This window comes from Thalassotalea sp. 273M-4, assembly GCF_041410465.1.
Lineage (GTDB): Bacteria > Pseudomonadota > Gammaproteobacteria > Enterobacterales > Alteromonadaceae > Thalassotalea_A > Thalassotalea_A aquiviva.
Map to the genome: position 1 here is coordinate 845,042 of NZ_CP166961.1, position 20,598 is coordinate 865,639.

Sequence of the window (20,598 nt, forward strand, 5' to 3'; positions counted from 1 at the left end):
TGCTTAAAAGGTGCTGTTTATTGTAACATAATCAATATGTTTTATTTTAAAGCCTAATACAATCAATGACTAATCCTTTTTCTGTGTGGTTGTTAGCCATTCGCCCAAAAACACTACCATTATCTTGCTCTGCCATTATTTTGGGCACAGCGCTAGCCTATTATCAAGGCAACTTCGACCTTTTGATTTTTATTTTGGCGTTAGTGACGGCTATTTTACTCCAAGTTATTTCAAACCTAGCGAATGACTTTGGTGATCTAAAGCATGGCGCCGATAATGCGCAACGAGTGGGGCCATTACGGGTAATGAATGCTGGCTTAGTGAGCGAAAGCGCGATGAAAAAAGCATTATTCATCGCCATTGGGCTAGCCATCGCTAGCGGTATCAGTTTATTGGTGCAGGCCTTTGCCAATCAACTTTGGCTTATTATCACGTTTATTGTACTGGGCAGTCTCGCTATCGTTGCCGCTATCACTTATACCATGGGCGATAAGCCTTACGGCTATCGAGGGTTAGGCGATATCTCGGTATTTTTATTTTTTGGTTTGGTTGGGGTGATTGGCAGCTTCACCCTATATCAAGGTGAGTTTTACGGGTTATTAATGTTACCGGCAAGCAGTTGTGGCTTGCTCTCTTGTTCGGTATTAAACATCAATAATATTCGTGATATGAAAACCGACTTAGCAGCAGGCAAAGTCACCTTAGCGGCACGTTTGGGTTATAAAGGCGCCAGAGCCTATCATTGGTGTCTGCTTGGTTTAGCTGAGTTGTTTATCATCGTTTTTATTTTGCTCGCTAATATGCCTATAACCACCTGGTTACACCTATTGGCCTTACCCGTCTTGATTGTATCGACCAACAGACTTAAAAACGTCGATGATGCCACCATAATGAATAATCAACTTAAAAACACCGCTATTGCAACCTTCGTATTTTGTTCATTATTTTCAATAGGTTTGGTTTTATAACTTGGGAGGGGGAGAACGAAACTAATAACCTTTAGCAAGTAATGCTTAAAAAAGTAAAAGATTGGGGTATTTCAAATAGAGTGAGCAATAAAACCGAGTAATTTAATAAGTAACTGAATTTTATTGCACTATTATTTAAAGCAAGGTTGTAACAAAAATACGGCTCTGACTTTAACTCTCTCTATTTTGGATGACTCTATGCGAAGCAAAATTATACTCACACTTAGCGTGTTGTCAGTAACTTGGCTTGCTCTTACCGGCTGTGAAAAACCTACCCGCCCAAATATTGAACCACAAGTTGTGGTTGATATCATTAAGCAACACCCTTTTAAAGAAAGTAATAGTTTTGTCGGGCGACTGACGGCAGGGAGCGATATTCAAATCCCGGCTCGAATAACCGCCGAAATTGCTGAAATTCATTTTCAAGAAGGGAAAAATATTGAGCAAGGTGCGGTGTTATTCACCCTAGATGATGATGAAGTAAAGGCCAAACTCGCTCAAATGCAGGCTGAGCTCAATAAGGCGAAAGATGCTCTTGATATCGCAAGGAAAAATCTTAAGCGAGCCAATGAGTTAAAGGCTAATGGCTACATATCCAGTTCGCAAATTGATGAATTGGTTTCTAACGTAAATCAACAAAAATCGGCCCTTGAGTCGGCAAGAGCACAATTAGACACCGCGAAACTTAACTTATCCTATACCAAAATTTTAGCGCCAATAGGGGGGCGAATAGGGCGAAGTGAGTACAGTGTTGGGGATTTGGTTGGGCCATCATCAGGAGCTCTAACCACCATTGTGGCAGTGAATACCATGGAAGTGCCCTTTCAAGTGAGTGAAAATTTATATTGGCAGATGGTGCGTCGAAACCAAATCGCTAAAACCCAACTTGGCGATAGCAAGCCTGTTGTGAAATTGATGCTCAATAACGAGCTTTATCCTGAGCAAGGGATCATAAGTTATGTGGCCAATCGGGTCGATCCAGAAACTGGCACTTTGGAAGTTGCCGCCACCATTCCAAATCCATTAGGGGTATTAAAACCTGGTCAATACGTTAAGGTTATTGTGGAATCTGCGCAAGCGGTTGATACCACGATGATCCCACAAAGCTCTGTTCAATCCGATCAACAAGGCGATTTTGTGATGATCTTAGATGCCAATAATCACGTGCAACGTCGCAATGTGGTGCTGGGTAGGCGAGTTGACACTAAGGTGATAGTAAACGAAGGGGTAGAACCAGGTGAAACCATTGTCACTGTTGGCATGCAGCGCGTTAGAGACGGGCAAAAGGTGCAAGTAAAGTCTGCTGAAATGGCACCTAAGCCCTTGTCCGAGCAAACCAATCAACAATCGCAGGGTTAATTCATGATTAGTTCTAGGTTTATCCAGCGGCCAAAATTGGCGTTAGTGATTGCGATTGTGTTAACTATCGCAGGTATTATCTCAGCACTCAGTTTACCCGTAGCCGAGTACCCAACGGTAGCCCCGCCTCAAGTTGTGGTGAATGCGTACTACTCTGGCGCTTCTTCTGAAGTGGTAAAAGAGTCCGTTGCGCAACCCATCGAAGAAGCGGTTAATGGAGTAGAGGGGATGATCTATATGTCCTCAAAAAGTGCCAATGATGGCTCATACACCTTAACCGTGACCTTTGAAGTCGGGATCGATCCCGATCTTGCTTTGGTTCGGGTGCAAAATTTGGTCTCAATGGCTGAGCCTAAATTACCGCAAATGATCCGATTGTCAGGACTTACGGTGCGAAAACAATCGCCCGATATTTTATTTTTAGTAAATTTTTTCGCTAAAGAGCAGGAATATGATCGACTCTTTATTTCAAATTACGTCAAAATCAACCTGTTAAATGCGCTAAAAAGGGTTGATGGTATTTCTCAAGCCAGCATTCTTGGCGAAGCGGCTTACTCGATGCGAGTCTGGCTTGACCCTCAAAAAATGGCGAGCTTAAAAATCACCTCTTCTGATGTGAGTGCGGCTTTGAAAGAGCAAAATGTGCAAGTTGCAGCCGGTAAAGTGGGAGCTCCACCTTATGTTAGTGATGTCCAAACTCAATATACCCTGCAAGCAAAAGGTAAACTCGATACCGTTGAAGACTTTGAAAACATCATTTTACGCGCTAATGCCGATGGTTCTTTGGTGCAATTAAAAGACGTTGCCGATGTCGTCCTTGGGCAAGAAGATTATGATATTGTTACTCAGGTCGACTCAAAAGATGCCAGTACGGTGGCGCTGTATTTATTGCCCGGCGCTAATGCCCTTGAGACCGGTCGCAATGTTAAAGATCTTATTGCCACTATGGCCGAGCAGTTTCCCCAAGGTCTTGACTATTCCATTGGTTATGACACCACCCGATATGTAGGAACGTCCATTGCCAAAGTCGTGGTGTCGTTGGTTCAAGCGATTGCCTTAGTCATTATTATTACCTTTATCTTTTTGGGTAATTGGCGCGCAGCTTTAGTGCCGACGGTCGCTATCCCGGTGTCCTTAATTGCCTCCTTCTCTATTTTGCTGTTAATGGGAATGACCATTAATACCGTGACCTTGTTTGGTTTAATTCTCGCCATCGGGATAGTCGTTGATGACGCCATACTGGTGGTTGAAAATACCGAACGCCATTTAACCGAAAGCCCTGACCTTACGCCTACTCAAGCGGTTACTAAAACCATGGAAGAAGTCACTGGCCCAATAATCGCCACAACCCTCGTCTTATTAGCGGTATTTGTTCCTGTGGCTATGTTGCCAGGCTTAACCGGTATTATGTATCGGCAATTTGCTGTCACTATTTGTGTGGCCGTGTTATTTAGCTCGCTAAACGCATTAACCTTAAGCCCCGCCTTGTGCCGTTTATTGCTCAAACGTGGGCAGAAAGAAGCTAAGTGGTTTGCTCAATTTAACCGGCTATTTAATGGCCTAAAATCACGTTATGGCCAATCGGTTGCTGGTGCTATTCGAAAATCTGTGATGGTCATGGTGGCCGTTGTTATTACGTTTGTAGTGCTCGCTTATGGCTTTATAAAAACACCAACCGGTTTTGTACCACCAGAGGATAAAGGCGTTTTTATTGTCAGTGTACAATTACCCGATGCCAGCTCTTTAGGACGAACGCAAAAGGTCATCGACAAACTCACCAAGCAATTACAACAAGACCAACGAATAGAAAGTATTACAGCGGTAACCGGTTACAGCATTTTAAATGGCGCCGCCCAGAGTAATGCAGGTTCTATGTTTATTGTCTTAAAGCATTGGGATCAGCGTGAAAACCGTCAAGACATCGTTTTTGCGATCACCCAAAAGGTTAATTATTTAGCTTTTATGCAAGTGCCTGAAGCGCAAGTGTATGCTATTGCGCCACCAGCCGTGCCCGGTATGGGGGCCGTTGGCGGACTTGAGTTTATATTACAAGATACTATTGGTCGCGATGGTACTGAACTCGCCTCAGTTCTTAATACCTTTGTTATTGAAGCAAACCAACACCCAGCCTTAACGAATGTCTACAGTACGTTTCGAGCCAATGTACCGCAGTATTTGCTTGATGTTGATAGAGTTAAAGCGAAAACCCTTGGTATCAGCCTTGAGCAAGTATTTGATACCTTACAATCGAATTTAGGCTCTTTATACGTCAATGACTTTAATAAGTTTGGTCAAACCTACAAGGTAGTGATTCAAGCAAAACCCGGGTTTAGACAAAGTATTGACGATCTACACATGCTTTATGTGCGCAACAACGATCAGAAAATGATCCCGCTCTCCACCATAGTCCATATTGAAGCGATTCATGGGCCAGATATTAGCGAACGCTATAACTTGTTTAATTCGATGAGTATCAGAGCAGCCGCTGCACCTGGTTATAGTTCAGGAGAAGGAATATTAGCCCTGGAAGAGGTTGCTGGTGCGACATTACCCGAAGGATTTCAATTTGAATGGACAGGGATGACATATCAAGAAATCGAAGCCGGAAATATGGCCGTTTATGCTTTTACTTTAGCCTTTGTGTTCATCTATTTATTTTTAGTTGGCCAATATGAAAGTTGGTCGGTACCCATATCGATTATTTTGGTTGTGCCTATTGCCGTCGCTGGCGCGTTACTGGCATTAAATTTGGTTGGCTTTTCTCTTAATTTGTTTGCTCAGGTAGGGTTGATTTTATTAATTGGCTTAGCGGCAAAAAATGCCATATTAATTGTTGAGTTTGCCCGCAGTTTAAGAGAAGAAGAGGGCCACAGTATTGCCGATGCTGCGACAACCGCCGCCAGTTTGAGGTTTCGAGCCGTGTGTATGACAGGGGTTTCATTTATTGCCGGTATTATCCCACTCGTTTTAGCAACAGGCGCTGGGATGTTCAGTCAAAAAGCGCTTGGTATCACCGTTTTTGGCGGTATGTTAATTGCCTTAGTACTTGGTACGCTGTTAATCCCTGTGTTTTATGTGGTGATCCAAAGTATTCGAGAGCGTCTAAAAGGCGACGAAAAGTTGAACCAACAAGGAACCGCTTAAGCAAAGCCTTGAAGCATATTTTAAGCGTCCCAGGATGTCTTGCTTTTAGGAGAGTAACGAATGTTGCTCTCCTTTGTCTTTATGCCAATATTGATTTTAAATTCAACACCCCATGCGCATTAGATAACCTGAGTGATGGTTGAATATCGTGAGTTTTTGATCTGACTTAAAGTATAAAACAGAGAAAGGCAGTAATTTGAGTAAGTTAATACCAAACACACTAAGTCGCTAATTTTAAGAGCTTTATATTGTAATACACCCTAGTGGTATGGTTTGTCGTAAGACAAATTTTTTATATAGTTGAGTTAACAATAAAAAGAAATACCGAATTGGACTAATACAAAGGCACTTTTACTGCGTGGTATTAGCACAAGTCGACTGAGGTTAGAAACAAAAAATAAGCAGTTCCTGAGCTTCTTAGAGTTTAAGAACTAAATTTAATTAACCCAAAAACGAGAAGGTATGCATTTATGCTGATCGGAATACCTAAAGAAGTTGCCGATAATGAAAATCGTGTTTCAGCTTCGCCCACTTCAATAGAAGCCTTAATTAAACTTGGTTTTGATGTGGTTGTTGAGTCAGGTGCTGGTGATAATGCCAGTTTTAATGACGATGTTTATCACCAGGCTGGCGCCCAAATTGGCGATAAAAACACGGCCTGGCAGGCTGATATCGTGATGAAAGTTAATGCGCCACAAGCCGATGAAGTTGAACAGCTTAAAGACGGCGCTCACCTTATTAGCTTTATCGCACCAGCCCAGTCACCTGAACTATTAACACAACTTAGTGCCAAACGCGTGACCACCTTAGCGATGGAAATGGTACCTCGCATGACGCGTTCGCAGTCGTTAGATGCACTGAGTTCGATGGCAAACATCGCCGGCTACCGTGCGGTGGTCGAAGCCACCAATCATTTTGGTCGCTTTTTAACGGGGCAAATTACCGCCGCAGGCAAGATCCCACCAGCAAAAGTGATGGTTATTGGCGCCGGCGTAGCAGGTCTTGCCGCGATTGGTACCGCCGGTAGCCTTGGCGCCATTGTTCGAGCATTTGATACTCGACCTGAAGTAAAAGAACAAATAGAAAGCATGGGCGCCGAGTTTCTTGAGCTGGATTTTGCCGAAGAAGAAGCGGGCAGTGGCGATGGCTATGCGAAAGAAATGAGCCAAGCGTTTATAGATGCCGAAATGGCGTTATTTGCCGAGCAAGCTAAAGACGTCGACATCATCATCACTACGGCAATGATTCCAGGTAAACCCGCACCCAAATTAATCACCAAAGGTATGGTTGAGTCGATGAAACCTGGAAGCATTATTGTCGATTTAGCGGCCGCCGGTGGCGGTAACTGTGAATTAACCGTTGCCGGTGAAATAAACGAAGTTAATCAAGTTAAGGTCATTGGTTATACCGATTTGGTTTCACGTTTACCAAACCAATCAAGTCAATTGTATGCTAACAACCTTGTCAACTTGATGAAATTATTGAGCAAACAAAAAGACGGTAACATTAACATCGATTTTGACGATGTGGTGATTCGTAACATGACAGTGGTGAAAGGCGCAGAGGTTACCTTTCCACCGCCGGCGATTAAAGTCTCAGCGGCCCCCGCTCAAGCTAAGATCAAACCTGAACCGAAAAAAGAGGCGATTGTTGAGCAAAAACCAAGTCGCAAAAAGTACATTGCAATGGCATTTGGCGCTTTGGCCTTCACTTGGATAGCCAGTGTTTCACCACCTGAGTTTTTATCTCATTTTACGGTGTTTGTCCTTGCTTGTGTGGTTGGCTATCACCTTGTTTGGAACGTTACTCATGCTTTACATACCCCGTTAATGAGTGTTACCAACGCTATTTCAGGGATTATTATTGTGGGCGCTTTATTGCAAATAGGCAGTGATAATTTGTGGGTGCAAATTTTGTCGGGGGTTGCCGTATTAATTGCCACCATCAATATTGCGGGTGGTTTTTTAGTTACCAAACGCATGCTTAAAATGTTTAGAAAATAGGGAAGGAATACACCATGTCTGAAGGAATTATCAGCGCAGCATATATCATTTCTGCCCTGTGTTTTATTATGAGCTTGGCAGGGTTAAGCAAGCAAGAAACCGCGGCGGCAGGCAATTGGTATGGCATCATCGGGATGACCATTGCTTTAATTGCAACCATTATGAACCCGAAAGTATCTGGGGTCATGATCATCATTGTGTGCATGGCTGTTGGTGCTCTTATTGGCTTGCGCTTAGCCAAAAAAGTAGCGATGACAGAGATGCCAGAATTAGTGGCTATTTTGCACAGTTTCGTTGGTTTAGCCGCCGTACTTGTCGGTTATAACTCGCACCTTGAGCACGAAACAGTGATGATCGGAGCGGATCTGGCTATTCACAATGTTGAGGTGTTTTTAGGGGTGTTTATTGGCGCCGTAACATTTACCGGCTCGGTGGTCGCTTTTGGTAAATTAAAAGGGATCATAAATACCAGTGCCCTTATGTTACCTCATCGTCATAAGCTAAATTTATTGGCAGGGGTTGTATCCTTTGCTTTGATGGTCGTTTTTGTTCAAGACCAAGGCCATCAACTATGGCCATTAATGGCGATGACCGTGATTGCGTTAGTTTTTGGCTGGCATTTAGTTGCGTCTATTGGTGGTGCCGATATGCCCGTGGTCGTTTCCATGCTGAACTCTTATTCGGGCTGGGCGGCTGCAGCGGCAGGCTTTATGCTTGGTAATGACTTGCTGATTATCACTGGCGCTTTGGTTGGCTCATCAGGGGCTATCTTGTCATATATCATGTGTAAAGCGATGAATCGCTCATTTATTAGCGTAATAGCCGGTGGCTTTGGTACCGATGTGCAAATAGGCGCCGATGTTGACTATGGTGAGCATCAAGAAATCTCAGCAGAAGCAACGGCTGAGTTATTAAGCGATGCAAAATCGGTGATCATTACTCCAGGCTATGGCATGGCCGTCGCACAAGCGCAATACCCAGTGTATGAAATCACCCGTGCATTACAGAAAAAAGGGGTCGAAGTGCGTTTTGCTATTCACCCTGTAGCGGGGCGTTTGCCTGGGCATATGAATGTATTGTTGGCCGAAGCAAAAGTACCATACGACATTGTCTTGGGTATGGAAGAAATCAATGATGATTTTGCTAACACCGACGTGGTACTGGTTATTGGTGCTAATGACACCGTAAACCCCGCGGCGGCTGAAGACCCAACAAGCCCGATTGCTGGGATGCCTGTTTGTGAAGTCTGGCATGCCAAGCAAGTGGTTGTATTTAAGCGTTCAATGAATACCGGCTATGCTGGTGTACAAAACCCATTGTTCTTTAAAGATAATACCCAAATGCTTTTTGGTGATGCGAAAGACAGCGTCGAGCAAATCCTAAAGGCTCTGTAACCATTCAAGGTTAATGCTGGAAGTTCTAAATATGAGCAAATTTGCCCATATTTAGCACTTCGTTGACAATAACAAAGCCCGTCATCTTATTGACGGGTTTTGTTTTTTTAAGTTATCGAATATAATCAAAATATCACATTTCAATCTATTTCATTATGACTTGCAAAACGGCACCAATCGGGGTTTTTGACTCAGGCGTTGGCGGTTTATCGATTTTAAAAGGCATCACTCAAATCTTGCCAAACGAAGATGTCTTATACGTCGGCGACACTAAATGGTCACCTTATGGGAATAAGTCATTGGATTTTATAGAGCAACGGGCAATTGCTATTTGTCAGTTTTTTATCCATCAAGGTGTGAAAGCAATTGTTGTTGCCTGCAATACCGCTACCGTGTCTGTGGTACGAGTATTAAGAGAGGTATTTGATGTGCCTATCATTGGTGTCGAACCCGCCATCAAGCCAGCCTCATTGTCCACTAAAACGGGCCATGTTGGGGTATTAGCAACGACAGCAACGTTAGCCAGTCGAAGCTTTAATAACTTACTTGATAATCATCGTCATGCCGCCAGTTTTCATTGTGTCGCCTGTGTTGGCCTTGCTAACGTCATTGAACAAGGCAATGTTGACAGCCCTGAAACGAGGCAAATGCTGCAACAATATTTACAAGCCTTTGAGCAATATCCTGTTGATTCGGTTGTTTTAGGCTGTACTCATTACCCCTTTATTAAACCCTTATTGCAGCAGCTATTACCGGAGCATGTCCAGATTTTTGATACCGCCGAGCCGGTAGCAAATCAGTTAAAACGCAGACTTGAGCAAGAGCAATTGTTAACCGAAAAAACCATGCTCGGACAAATCAGTTTTTATTGTACCGGCAACAGAGCTGGCTCAGAGATGATCATCAGCCGCCTTTGGGAGCAAAATATCCAGGTTAACTCTGTGACAATGTAAGTTATACTTAATCAAACGATTTTACAGCAAGCCTGCAAATTCATTACCTTAAACCTTAATTCAATGTGGAAACATTATGCTAATTTCAAAAGATACCGTTGTTCAATTTCATTATGTACTGAAAAATGAAAACGGTGATGTCATCGAAGATTCAACCGGTGGCGATCCTGTTGCTTTACTTTTTGGTCATAAAAATATGATCCAAGGCATCGAAAATGCTTTGGAAGGTAAACAAGCGGGAGATCAATTCACCGTGACTGTTAAACCAGAAGATGGCTATGGTGAATACCTTGATGATGCCGTTCAGCGTGTCCCAGCGAAACATCTTCAAGGTGCTAGCCGTTGGCAGCCAGGTATGGTTGCTGTGGTGAATACTGAACATGGCCAGCGTCAGGTGACCGTATTAAAAGTAGGTAAGTTTATGGTAACCGTTGACACCAACCATCCATTAGCCGGGCAAACGTTAACATTTGATATCAATATTGTTGGTGTACGAGCAGCAGAACAAGAAGAAATCTCCCATGGGCATGCGCATGGCGTTGGTGGTCATCAACACTAAAGTGGCACCATTTTTTTGCTTAATAAGCGAAGCTTTTAGCTTCGCTTTTTTTATTCTTTATCTATTCAATTTCGTGTTAACAAGCACTCAATCCTTAGAGCCATTTCATCAGCTTGCTTAAAGGTTAATCAGTTGAGCATTTTAATTTAAATAATATTTGATATTGCTCAATAAAAGACATTTGTTTAGGCTAAAATACCCCAGTTTTAGTTTACTGGGCGTCTTGCCTAACACTTTTGTTTGTTTAACGATTGGAATTTATATAAATGATGAAGTTGCACATTGCCAACCTACAAGCGGTACTGAAAAAAATAGACTCAAGTCGGATTTTTCAGGCAGTTGTGATCACTGTTATTGTGTTATCTGCTCTATTAATTGGGGCTAAGACCCACCAGTTACCCGAAAATGTCATAACCATTCTTGAAACCCTAGATTTTAGCATCACCATTTTCTTTGCTATTGAAATCGTGATTCGCTTTATTGCCACAAACAATGTTCGAACATTTTTTAAAAGTGGTTGGAATGTATTTGATACGTTAATCGTAATAGGCAGTCTTATCCCAGCGGGTGGTTCCGGCGTTTTACTGGCACGTTTATTACGGGTTTTTCGCGTTCTTCGTCTAGTCTCTATGATACCTGAGCTAAGAATGTTAATTAATGCATTAATTAAATCAATTCCGCGAATGGGCTATATTGCGTTACTAATGTTTGTTATTTTTTATATTTATGCCGCCGTTGGAAGCATTTTATTTCATCAAATTAATGACTTTTTATGGGGGGACGTAAGTCGCTCATTGTTGACGTTATTTAGAGTCTCAACATTTGAAGATTGGACCGATGTGATGTATGAAACCATGACGGTTTATCCATTGAGTTGGATTTATTACATTTCGTTTATCTTTTTAGCCGCATTCGTGTTTTTAAACATGATGGTTGGTACGGTACTCGAAGTTATGGCCAAAGAACATGAAACGGAGCGAGCGATTGCCCATGGCGAATCAGTACAAGGTGCAGAGCCGGCAAGTCGAGCCCAGATAGAACAGCTACAAGCAGAGATTCAGGAACTCAAAAGCCTGATCAAATTAAGTCAAACTAGCAAACCTGAGCTAATGTCGACAGAACCTTCATAAAGGTATCGACGCGCTTTAGGCGAATAAGAGGTATATTTGTGATTGAAACAATAGTTGATACGTTAAATGGTTTTTTATGGGGCTCTGTGCTGATTTACCTGCTGGTATTTTGTGGCCTTTGGTTTACGTTTAAATTAGCCGCTATTCAGTTTCGACACTTTCCTCATATGTTTTCGGTGATGAAACACAGTCGTTCAACCGATAAGCATGGGATCTCCTCTTTTCAAGCGTTATGTACAACGCTTGCTGCTCGAGTCGGTACCGGTAATCTAATGGGGGTAGCGGTTGCTATTTCATTAGGAGGGCCAGGGGCGGTTTTTTGGATGTGGGTCATTGCGATTATAGGGATGGCCACCGCCTATGCTGAGAGTACCCTGGGTCAACTTTATAAAATCGAAGATGAAAACGGTCACTATCGTGGTGGTCCAGCCTTTTATATGCAATATGGCTTAAACAATAAACCGATGGCGGTGTTGTTCTCGATTTGTCTGTTGTTGGGGTATGGCCTAGTGTTTTCACCAGTGCAAGCCAATTCAATCACCGATGCCTTTAACGGCTCATATGGTATTGACCCGATATATTCAGGTATGGTGCTAACGGTTTTAACCGGCATTATTGTCTTAGGTGGATTGAAAAAAATCGCCAGTTTTGCCGAGTTGGTGGTGCCATTCATGGGGCTTGCCTATGTTTTGGTGGCGCTGGCAGTCATTGCGATTAATATTACTGAGGTACCGGCGGCACTGGCGAACATTGTTTCTTCAGCCTTTGGCCTTCGCGAAGCTGGCTCTGGTATGGTTGGAGCGGCGATTATGAATGGGGTTAAACGTGGTTTGTATTCCAACGAAGCCGGTATGGGCAGTGCACCTAATGCCGCCGCTGCCGCAACCCCATATCCTAATCACCCCGCCTCACAAGGCTATGTGCAAATGTTAGGGGTATTTGTGGATACCATTGTTTTGTGTACCTGTACCGCCTTAATTATTCTATTAAGTGGCATTCCCCTAGGACAAGAATTTGGTATTAAATTAACCCAACAAGCGCTTGAAAACCAGGTGGGTTTTTGGGGCGGCGACTTTATTACATTAGCCATTTTCTTTTTTGCCTTTACCTCTATGGTGGCAAATTTTGCGTATGCTGAAAATAGCCTGTCATTTTTAAAACTCGACAATAAAATTGGTCGAGGCTGTTTTATAACCCTGTTTTTAGCGATGATCTTCTTTGGTTCATTTGCCAGTTTAGGGCGCTTGATTGCGATGGCAGATCTTGCGGTCGCGTTAATGACTATTGTCAACGTGATAGCCATTATAATGTTAACCAAAGCGCTTATTCGTGTTTCTAAGGACTATAATAAACATATTGATGAAGGCGAAGAGCCTAACTTTAAGGTATCCCAACAAGAGGCTAAATCAATGCGCCTGCGACCTGGAATTTGGTCAGATAAGTAAGGTTTGTATCTAAATGATTGATAAAGGCGGTAAGTTTTATGGATTTACCGCTTTTTTTGTTATTATTCGCGTAATTTATATCGATTAGGATTTTTTATGAGTTTTGACTCTGTTGGTTTGCCTGAAAATTTATTACAAGCAATAAAAGCGTGTGGCTATAAAACCATGACCCCGATTCAGCAGCGTGCGTTACCTGCGATTCGATTTGGGCAAGATGTTTTGGCGAGTGCGCAAACTGGTACGGGGAAAACGGCGGCATTTTCAATCCCCATTATTGAAAAGTTAATCAAAGCAAAGCCATCTAGTGTGCCAGTTGTTAAAGCCCTTATTTTAACGCCTACGCGCGAATTGGCGATTCAAGTGGCTGATAATATCACTCAATATACTCAGTTCACTGACTTAAAAACCGGCGTCGTCTTTGGTGGTGTCGGTATGAGTAAACAAGAGAAAGTATTAAAAGCCGGCGTCGATATTTTGGTGGCAACGCCAGGACGATTACGCGATCATTTAGGTTTTCGTAATGTCAGCTTAAGTCAGGTCAAGCACTTAGTGTTAGACGAAGCCGATCGCATGCTTGATATGGGGTTTTTAACTGACATCGAACAAATCGTGGCAGAAATTAAACACTCACATCAAACCTTGTTATTTTCAGCAACGTTCTCAAATAAAGTTAAAGGGATGGCGCGAGCATTTCTTAATAACCCAAGAGTTATCGAAACGGCGAAACAAAATGCGACAGCAGCCAAAGTCAGACATTTCGTTTATCCTGTGCAAGAAGCTCGTAAAAGTGAAATGCTAGCGGAATTGATTGGGGTAAATAACTGGCAAAAAGTGATGGTATTTGCGGGTACAAAAGACAGCGCCAATCAAATTGCCAAAGAGCTAAAGCTTGATGGCATCAAAGCCGCTTTATGCCATGGTGATAAATCTCAGGGCAGTCGAAATAAAGCCATTGAAGACTTTATTGAAGGTAAGGTGCGAGTTTTGGTCGCAACCGATGTGGCCGCTCGAGGTTTAGATATTGAAGATTTGGCATATGTGGTGAATTATCACTTACCGTTTTTACCGGAGGATTATGTTCACCGTATTGGCCGCACAGGACGAGCAGGTAAATCAGGTACGGCAATATCTTTATTATCGCCTAAAGATCATAAATTTTTAGCCAACATCGAAAAAGTTATTGGTCACCCGATAAAGCAAATTCAGCAAATGGGCTACGAGTTTGATTTTTTTGCCGAATTAGAGCTATCTAAAAGCATCAAAAAGCCAGCAGAAGATGGCAAGTTAAATCGTTACCAAGCAACTCAAAAACGTAATCAAAATCTTGCGAAAAAAAATTCTACTCCGGCCAAAACAAGAGCCCCTAAGGCGTCTAAAAAACGTTAGTTTATGTCGTTGTTTTTGGAACAAGCAAATATCGAGATTCCGTTTAGGTTTCGTCACAACTGTTGGTTTTGTGGCGAACCTAAACAGAGTGTGTATGAATTCCCCGCAAAATCTGAGTGGGCACTATTATGTGAACACCCAAGGTTACACATCCCTGCATGCGCTGAATGCGGGCCTAGACTAAAGAAAAGCCAAGCATTTTCGATATGGCAATGCCGCCAAGAGGTGAAAAGCTATTTGTGTCAGCGCTATCAAAAAGACTTAGCGATAGGTAAAAATTGGAGCGAAGAAGAGCTTGCAACAAGTGGCTTTGAGGGCGGAAATTTTGCTGGCTTTGCTAAAAGTGCTTGGATGATGTTTGAAATTGCCAGAGATAGAGTTAATTTTAAAGGCTGGCCTTTAGTCTATGATGGAGAGGAAATCCACAATACACAAGCTGGTAAAGCGTTTCTGTTTGATGGCATTGAATATGTTAACCTTGAGCATGCGGTAAACTTTTACGTCGCCACTTTTGACCTTGATAAGGCATTCTTTATTAAGGTGTTGACGGTATTGGGCCCTGAAAAGTTTGCTCAAACCATTCGATTTTGTCGACTGTATGTTGGCCATACGCCAAATGAGAAGCGTATGGCATTAACAACATTAAGTGCTACTGAACAATAATTCTAGGGTCATAAGGCTTGTCTTCGCACCCCTCAACCTTTACTTCGTATTCAAAGTCGCCCTTGTTTTTGACTTTGCATTCAACCTTGCCATTATCTAGGGACTTTAACTCACAACTGCTTTTAAATGGTGAACCAGCTAAGAAGTCTATTTCAATTTTCTGACCCCGATCAGCAACCCAAGTAATATCCTTTTCTTTTTTTGAACACACACAATCGCTTTTGTTTTTGCAGGGACCGCGGTCGTCACCGTATATCGCCTTACAGTTATCTGGACTTGTATTATTGACCGCAGTGGCACAATTTTGTGCGTCTGTTATAACCGTTAGAGTTTGATTTTTTACTTTGTTGACTTCTTCCTCAGCAAAAGCATAACTGATTGTATAGGCACAAAATAGCATAATGAACGTATTGATGATGGTGTGTACCTTGAGTGTAATTTGCATAACGATTCCTTATAAATGCCATTATTATTTTTTGGCATTGTGAGGTTAAAAATTTATTCAGATATTAAGACGTTATAGAATTGCTTAAGTTGATCTTTATAGGCTATAAATTGCGGATCTGCCAATATCAATTTTTTCGGGTAATTATTGTCTAAGGCCAATTGTAGGAATGTTTCGGCTTCACCAAACTCTTGGCAATTGAGTGATAAGAGGGCTAACTCATAAAAAATATAAGGGTCCGAATTGTCTTTTTTTAACACGCTGTCTTTATATGAAAGAGCACTTACACAGTCTTTAAGCTCGGAATAATAGCGACCAATTTGGGCTTTTAAGTCATTGGCATTAGGGTTTATCTTTTCTCGTTCTATAGCCATTTCTAAAGCTTTTTTGTAGGCTTGCCGAGATTTGTCGGCGCCCGATTCGGTGTATTTATAAGCATCACCAAGGTTCCCCAAAAGGAGTGTGTCATAAGGGGATAAATCGACGGCTTGCTGGTATATTTTAGCGGCGTCTTCAAACTGGTGTGAAAAAAACAAGCTGGTTGCTAAGTTTGAATAGATCATTGCATTGGGCTTAATGGCTAATGCTTTTGACCAGGCAATACTGGCTTGCTCCATATCCATCATCATAAAATATGCTCCGCCTAAGGCATTATAGGCATAGGCGATTTTGGGGTTTAATAAGTTAACTTTATTTAACTGTTCCATCGAGTCTTCAAATTGGCCTAAGAAAAATAAGAACAGGCCATAGCGGTAGTAGTTTTCCCAATAGCCAGGCTCAATATTAATCGCTTGCTGGTAAAGCTCATTTGCCTTGTCGTATTTTCCAGTCTCATAATACACTTCGGCTAAAATGCGAATGATGGGAGGGCTTTTGGGGTTCAATTCTAGCGCTTTATTTAAGTGTTCAAGGGCCTGAGAATATTGGCCACTGGTTCGGTATAACTGGCCTAAAGAGATAAACGACTCGGCACTTAATTGCTCTATTTGCGCGGTCAATTCACAGGCATCAACGCCTTTTTTATAAGTGGCAGGGTTATCATCAAGAATATACATTTCCATATAGGTTTGACATAACGCCGAGGTGGCAAGGGAAAAACTAGAGTCTTTTTCTATCGCTTGTTTAAATAATGTTTCGGCCGTTTTTAGTGACTTTAAGTCGCTATTAGACCGGCGCTTAGCTATCCCTTGCAAGTACGAGTCATATGCATCAAAGTCGGTTGTTGGTAGGTTTTGTTGTTCAACGCTATATTGTCCCCCTACCAACAAGGTTAATGAACTCAGTAATCGTCGCGACAGTTCGTTATACACCGTTAATAGCTGATCTTTTTTACCCGATATTGACGTTGTCCATACTTGAAAGCCGGTTAAGGTATCAATTAATTTACTGTCAATATGCAAGGTATCTTTTATCATTTTTGCCTTTCCCTCCAGAATGTAACGAACACCTAAGCGCTGACGAATCTTTTCTAAACTGGCACTTTCTTCTAAAGCGAGGGTTGCTCGTAACGACGTGACTTTGAAGTTTGGTTCTCGGGACAGAAAACTAATGAGCTCTTCTTGCAAACCGGATAATAAATATTCAGGTATGTCTTCACCCATGGTGGCATTAAACCCCATCACAGCAATAGCATTCTCGACCAAAGTGGCATTGCTAATGGTGGCTATCGTTGGACTTTGTCGGTTGTTCTCTTCTTCCATAAAGGTAATCAAATGGGTCGATAAAAAGTAGATCACCGCCAAAACAAGTGACACAAAAAATGAGTCAACAGCCAACTGTTGGTAGAAAAACTTTTTTTTCTGTGCGTTTTTACGCCCTTTAAATTGCTTACTCCTTAACGCGATGAGCCACTGGTAGCAGATGACCACAGGGAAACCTATGATCAATAACAAAGTAATAAACTTTAATATCCAATCTGGGGCATGAAAAATCGGCAGAACCAATGCCACCACTTGCAATAATACCCAGGAAAAAACCACATAAGCGGCGCTGGCTTTAAACAGTCGCGTGCTTTTAAATACCGATAACGTTAGGCTCCATTTACTGATCGGACTATCGATCTCTTTCGTTCCCAATGGGATATCAAATTGGCCCTGAGCATTTTTGTAAATGGTCGGGAGCATCAATCGGTAGCCTTTACGAGGAATGGTTTGAATAAAAGTAGGGCAACTCTTTTTGTCGTTTAATACCTGACGTATTTCACTAATGATATGGGTTAAATTGGTGGCAGAAGCATGCTTATCACCCCAACCATATTGCAATAATTCTTCACGACTTAATATCTGGCAATCCGCTGAAGCCATTAGCAATAATATTTCCATCGCTTTAGGGGCTAGGTGAAAACGTTCGTTCTGGCGAATGACCACACCTTGATCCGGTTCGACTATCACTGCCCCTAAAGCAAAGCCTTTATGTAATTTGGCTAAAGTGGTTAACGGTAGGCTGTTATCCGTAGTGTTGGGATTTGAGTCACTGGTGTTATTGTCTACCAATTTTGAAGCCCCTGAGTGCTATGTCTAATCATTTAGGTATTAATAAATTGGTTAATAATTGTTTGGGTGTTCTAAAACATACCTGTTTAGTATGGATTGAGATTGCTTAATTAGCGAGTTCAATTGCTGATCACAAGTGTGACAATTTTGTAAATGGTATGGTATTGTTGAGCTAGTTTATTGCAACCATAATGGGTCTGTTGGCCTGAATAATAAAATCGCTTAAGTCGTAAGGGGCGCAGTGGGACATTTTTTTGAAATACTATCGATTTTAATTTCTGCTGTATTTGTCGTGTGGCTGTTTCGTCGGTTAAATTTACCGGCCATTTTGGCGTATTTAGTCGCGGGTACTTTGGTCGGAGAACATGGTCTTGCGTTAAGCGGTACAGCATTAAATTATGAGCATTTTGCCGAGCTTGGTATCGTTTTTTTATTGTTTACCTTAGGTCTTGAATTCTCTTTACCCAAACTGATTGCGATGCGCTATTTAGTTATTGGTGTGGGCTCTAAACAAGTCATTTTAACATTAGCTATTTTTTCGCTATTAGCCTACTTATTCAGTGTACCATGGCAAGCAGCTCTGGTTATTGGCGCTGTGCTTACCCTATCTTCAACCGCCATTGTTATTCGTCAGCTTAACCATCTCGGTTCAATAAAACGCAAGTCAGGTCAAATTTCGGTGGCGGTGTTATTATTTCAAGATATTGCTGTCGTCCCTTTTTTGATTATTATTCCGCTTTTATCAGGCAATAGTGAAACATCGATGCTGTCGGCATTAGCATTTGCTTTGTTAAAAGGGGTGTTTGTGGTGGCTTTGCTTTTGTCTATTGGCAAATGGTTATTACCGAGATTATTTACCCAAGTCGCCGCGGTTCGAACCGATGAACTGTTTGTTTTAACCACCTTATCTGTGACCTTAATGGCGGCGGCTTTAACCCAATTTTTTGGTTTATCGATGGCGCTTGGCGCTTTTCTTGCTGGAATGATGCTAGGAGAAAGCCAATATAAGCATCAACTTGAAGCCGATATTCGGCCATTTAGGGATATTTTCATGGGGCTTTTTTTTGTCACTGTTGGAATGAAATTAGACCCTATGCTGGTGTTCTCTTCTCCAATAGAAATAGCATTGGTATTAATAAGTCTGTTGGGTATAAAGATATTGGTGATCCGCTGGCTTGCCGTTAATGCGGGCGAGTCAAAAAAAGATGCGTGGGCCAGTGCGTTTATGTTGGCACAAATGGGGGAGTTTAGTTTTGTCCTTTTGGCTTTAGCGTACGATGTTGGGGTGTTAAGCAATGAATACACCTCCATATTATTGGGCAGTGGCATTATTTCAATGGCGATCACCCCATATATGATCAAACATGCGCGTAAATGGGCTGTTGCCATCACCTATAACAATAATGAACCGACCAACGAACAAGATGAAGATGTTAAGACAAAATTAAAAGATCATGTCGTCATTTGTGGCTTTGGCCGAGTAGGGCAGACGGTTAGCCGATTCTTAAAACAGGAAAATATAGACTTTGTCGCTATAGATATTGATCCGGTGCGAGTAAATGAAGCCCGAGAAGCTGGTGAGAATGTGTTATTTGGTTCGGCTCGACAAGTGGAAGTTTTGTCAGCTGCGAATTTACATGACGCTAAATTAGTGGTGATTTCTTATGGTTCGGCTAGCCAATCTTTGGATGTCGTGAAGAAGGTGCGCTCATTATCCTCTTCGGTGCGGATTTTAGTTCGTACCCGTAATGATGACGCATTAATTCAACTAAAAGATGCGGGGGCGAATGAAGTGGTTCCCGAATCGCTTGAGGGCAGTTTGATGTTGGTATCGCAGGTTTTAGACTTAAGTGGGGTGCCTTTTAGTCGGATAGTTCATAGTGTTAAAGCTGAGCGTAAAAATCATTACCATAGATTACACGGATTTTATCCTGGTGTAGACACCAACATGAGTGCAGAGGCGATAGAACGATTAGAGTTTGTACATGCGGTATTGTTAACCGATGATGCTTTTGCTACAGGCAAAACAATTGCGCAATTACAGGGAGAATTAAGGCGTGTTGATATACTGGCTGTGCGTCGCTTAGATGCTGAAATCACTTTATTGTCACCTGACTTTGAAGTCTTGGCGCAAGATACTATCGTTTTACAGGGGAAGCCACGAAGAGTTGAAAGAGCTGAACGGTTTTTACAACATGGTACTTAGGAGACCAAAATACTCTTTGCTACTAAGGTTAGACTTATGTTTTTACTGATTTTTTTTACTTGTTATCGGACTGATGCATTTATATGATACGCCATTACCTGATTTTATGTGAGTCAGGCAGTATACGCTAACTTGTATTAACATTAGGAGTATGAAGCTCCATTCAGAGTCAAAAAAAGGTTTTTGTTTTTACTACATTTCTAGGTGTAAATTTTGAAGCCACCCTTATTATGATGAAAAATTACACCAAAATCGGTATTTTTTAATCTAGCTAAGCGAGAAGTTATCAAAAAATGAAAATTTAACAAAAAACCTTATCTCAAATCAATTTTATAGAGCGTAAATTGGTCTACAGTTTGAATTAAGAAATTTTTAGTAAAAGTGTTGCAAACGAAGTTCTCTGTAATAATTTTTACTATGCTTTTTAGCGATACCTGTTGAGCACGGTTAC

Annotated in this window: 14 protein-coding genes; 12 read left to right on the plus strand and 2 right to left on the minus strand. The window is 41.9% G+C overall.

The features are described 5' to 3' along the window. Positions 1–65: 65 nt before the first annotated feature. The 11 genes from menA to ACAY00_RS03855 all read left to right on the plus strand — a co-directional run bounded on the left by menA (position 66) and on the right by ACAY00_RS03855 (position 15,004). Complete coding sequence (menA, locus tag ACAY00_RS03805; protein ID WP_371377452.1) at positions 66–968, plus strand: 1,4-dihydroxy-2-naphthoate octaprenyltransferase; 903 nt, start codon at positions 66–68, stop codon at positions 966–968. Between the two features lie 198 nt (positions 969–1,166). Further along, entirely contained in the window at positions 1,167–2,327 is a 1,161-nt protein-coding gene (locus tag ACAY00_RS03810; protein ID WP_371377456.1) for an efflux RND transporter periplasmic adaptor subunit, read from the plus strand. A 3-nt stretch (positions 2,328–2,330) separates the two neighbouring features. After that, complete coding sequence (locus ACAY00_RS03815) at positions 2,331–5,471, plus strand: efflux RND transporter permease subunit (protein WP_371377458.1); 3,141 nt, start codon at positions 2,331–2,333, stop codon at positions 5,469–5,471. Between the two features lie 470 nt (positions 5,472–5,941). After that, the gene (locus ACAY00_RS03820) at positions 5,942–7,474 is read left to right on the plus strand and encodes a Re/Si-specific NAD(P)(+) transhydrogenase subunit alpha (RefSeq protein WP_371377461.1); all 1,533 of its coding nucleotides are present in this window, start codon (positions 5,942–5,944) and stop codon (positions 7,472–7,474) included. A gap of 14 nt (positions 7,475–7,488) precedes the next feature. Further along, a complete protein-coding gene (gene pntB, locus ACAY00_RS03825) occupies positions 7,489–8,868 on the plus strand; it encodes a Re/Si-specific NAD(P)(+) transhydrogenase subunit beta (RefSeq protein WP_371377464.1) in 1,380 nt (459 codons plus the stop codon). A gap of 155 nt (positions 8,869–9,023) precedes the next feature. After that, positions 9,024–9,821 (plus strand): glutamate racemase, encoded by a 798-nt coding sequence (gene murI / locus ACAY00_RS03830; protein WP_371377467.1) that lies wholly within the window; start codon positions 9,024–9,026, stop codon positions 9,819–9,821. 76 nt (positions 9,822–9,897) lie between these two features. Then, entirely contained in the window at positions 9,898–10,380 is a 483-nt protein-coding gene (locus ACAY00_RS03835; RefSeq protein WP_371377470.1) for a peptidylprolyl isomerase, read from the plus strand. Positions 10,381–10,649: 269 nt separating this feature from the next. Then, complete coding sequence (locus ACAY00_RS03840) at positions 10,650–11,510, plus strand: ion transporter (RefSeq protein WP_371379540.1); 861 nt, start codon at positions 10,650–10,652, stop codon at positions 11,508–11,510. A gap of 38 nt (positions 11,511–11,548) precedes the next feature. Further along, positions 11,549–12,955 carry an alanine/glycine:cation symporter family protein gene (locus ACAY00_RS03845; protein ID WP_371377473.1) on the plus strand — a complete coding sequence of 469 codons (1,407 nt, stop codon included), beginning with the start codon at positions 11,549–11,551 and terminating at the stop codon, positions 12,953–12,955. Between the two features lie 96 nt (positions 12,956–13,051). Beyond that, positions 13,052–14,341, plus strand: a complete 1,290-nt coding sequence (locus ACAY00_RS03850; RefSeq protein ID WP_371377475.1) for a DEAD/DEAH box helicase — start codon at positions 13,052–13,054, stop codon at positions 14,339–14,341. Positions 14,342–14,344: 3 nt separating this feature from the next. Next, a complete protein-coding gene (locus ACAY00_RS03855; protein ID WP_371377478.1) occupies positions 14,345–15,004 on the plus strand; it encodes a hypothetical protein in 660 nt (219 codons plus the stop codon). Here ACAY00_RS03855 and ACAY00_RS03860 read toward each other — a convergent pair. After that, complete coding sequence (locus ACAY00_RS03860) at positions 14,991–15,449, minus strand: hypothetical protein (RefSeq protein WP_371377481.1); 459 nt, start codon at positions 15,447–15,449, stop codon at positions 14,991–14,993. The two genes, ACAY00_RS03855 and ACAY00_RS03860, sit on opposite strands and share 14 nt — an antisense overlap. A 53-nt stretch (positions 15,450–15,502) precedes the next feature. Next, on the minus strand, positions 15,503–17,941 hold the full coding sequence (locus ACAY00_RS03865; protein ID WP_371377484.1) for a tetratricopeptide repeat protein: 2,439 nt from the start codon (positions 17,939–17,941) through the stop codon (positions 15,503–15,505). Between the two features lie 241 nt (positions 17,942–18,182). Between ACAY00_RS03865 and ACAY00_RS03870 the strand changes: the two genes are divergently transcribed. Continuing rightward, positions 18,183–20,147 carry a cation:proton antiporter gene (locus tag ACAY00_RS03870; RefSeq protein ID WP_371377487.1) on the plus strand — a complete coding sequence of 655 codons (1,965 nt, stop codon included), beginning with the start codon at positions 18,183–18,185 and terminating at the stop codon, positions 20,145–20,147. Positions 20,148–20,598 lie beyond the last annotated feature (451 nt).

Bases quoted from the DNA above. Each gene is read 5' to 3' on its own strand.
- menA (WP_371377452.1), top strand. From the start codon at position 66: ATGACTAATCCTTTTTCTGTGTGGTTGTTAGCCATTCGCCCAAAAACA.
- ACAY00_RS03810 (WP_371377456.1), top strand. From the start codon at position 1,167: ATGCGAAGCAAAATTATACTCACACTTAGCGTGTTGTCAGTAACTTGG.
- ACAY00_RS03815 (WP_371377458.1), top strand. From the start codon at position 2,331: ATGATTAGTTCTAGGTTTATCCAGCGGCCAAAATTGGCGTTAGTGATT.
- ACAY00_RS03820 (WP_371377461.1), top strand. From the start codon at position 5,942: ATGCTGATCGGAATACCTAAAGAAGTTGCCGATAATGAAAATCGTGTT.
- pntB (WP_371377464.1), top strand. From the start codon at position 7,489: ATGTCTGAAGGAATTATCAGCGCAGCATATATCATTTCTGCCCTGTGT.
- murI (WP_371377467.1), top strand. From the start codon at position 9,024: ATGACTTGCAAAACGGCACCAATCGGGGTTTTTGACTCAGGCGTTGGC.
- ACAY00_RS03835 (WP_371377470.1), top strand. From the start codon at position 9,898: ATGCTAATTTCAAAAGATACCGTTGTTCAATTTCATTATGTACTGAAA.
- ACAY00_RS03840 (WP_371379540.1), top strand. From the start codon at position 10,650: ATGAAGTTGCACATTGCCAACCTACAAGCGGTACTGAAAAAAATAGAC.
- ACAY00_RS03850 (WP_371377475.1), top strand. From the start codon at position 13,052: ATGAGTTTTGACTCTGTTGGTTTGCCTGAAAATTTATTACAAGCAATA.
- ACAY00_RS03855 (WP_371377478.1), top strand. From the start codon at position 14,345: ATGTCGTTGTTTTTGGAACAAGCAAATATCGAGATTCCGTTTAGGTTT.
- ACAY00_RS03860 (WP_371377481.1), bottom strand. From the start codon at position 15,449: ATGCAAATTACACTCAAGGTACACACCATCATCAATACGTTCATTATG.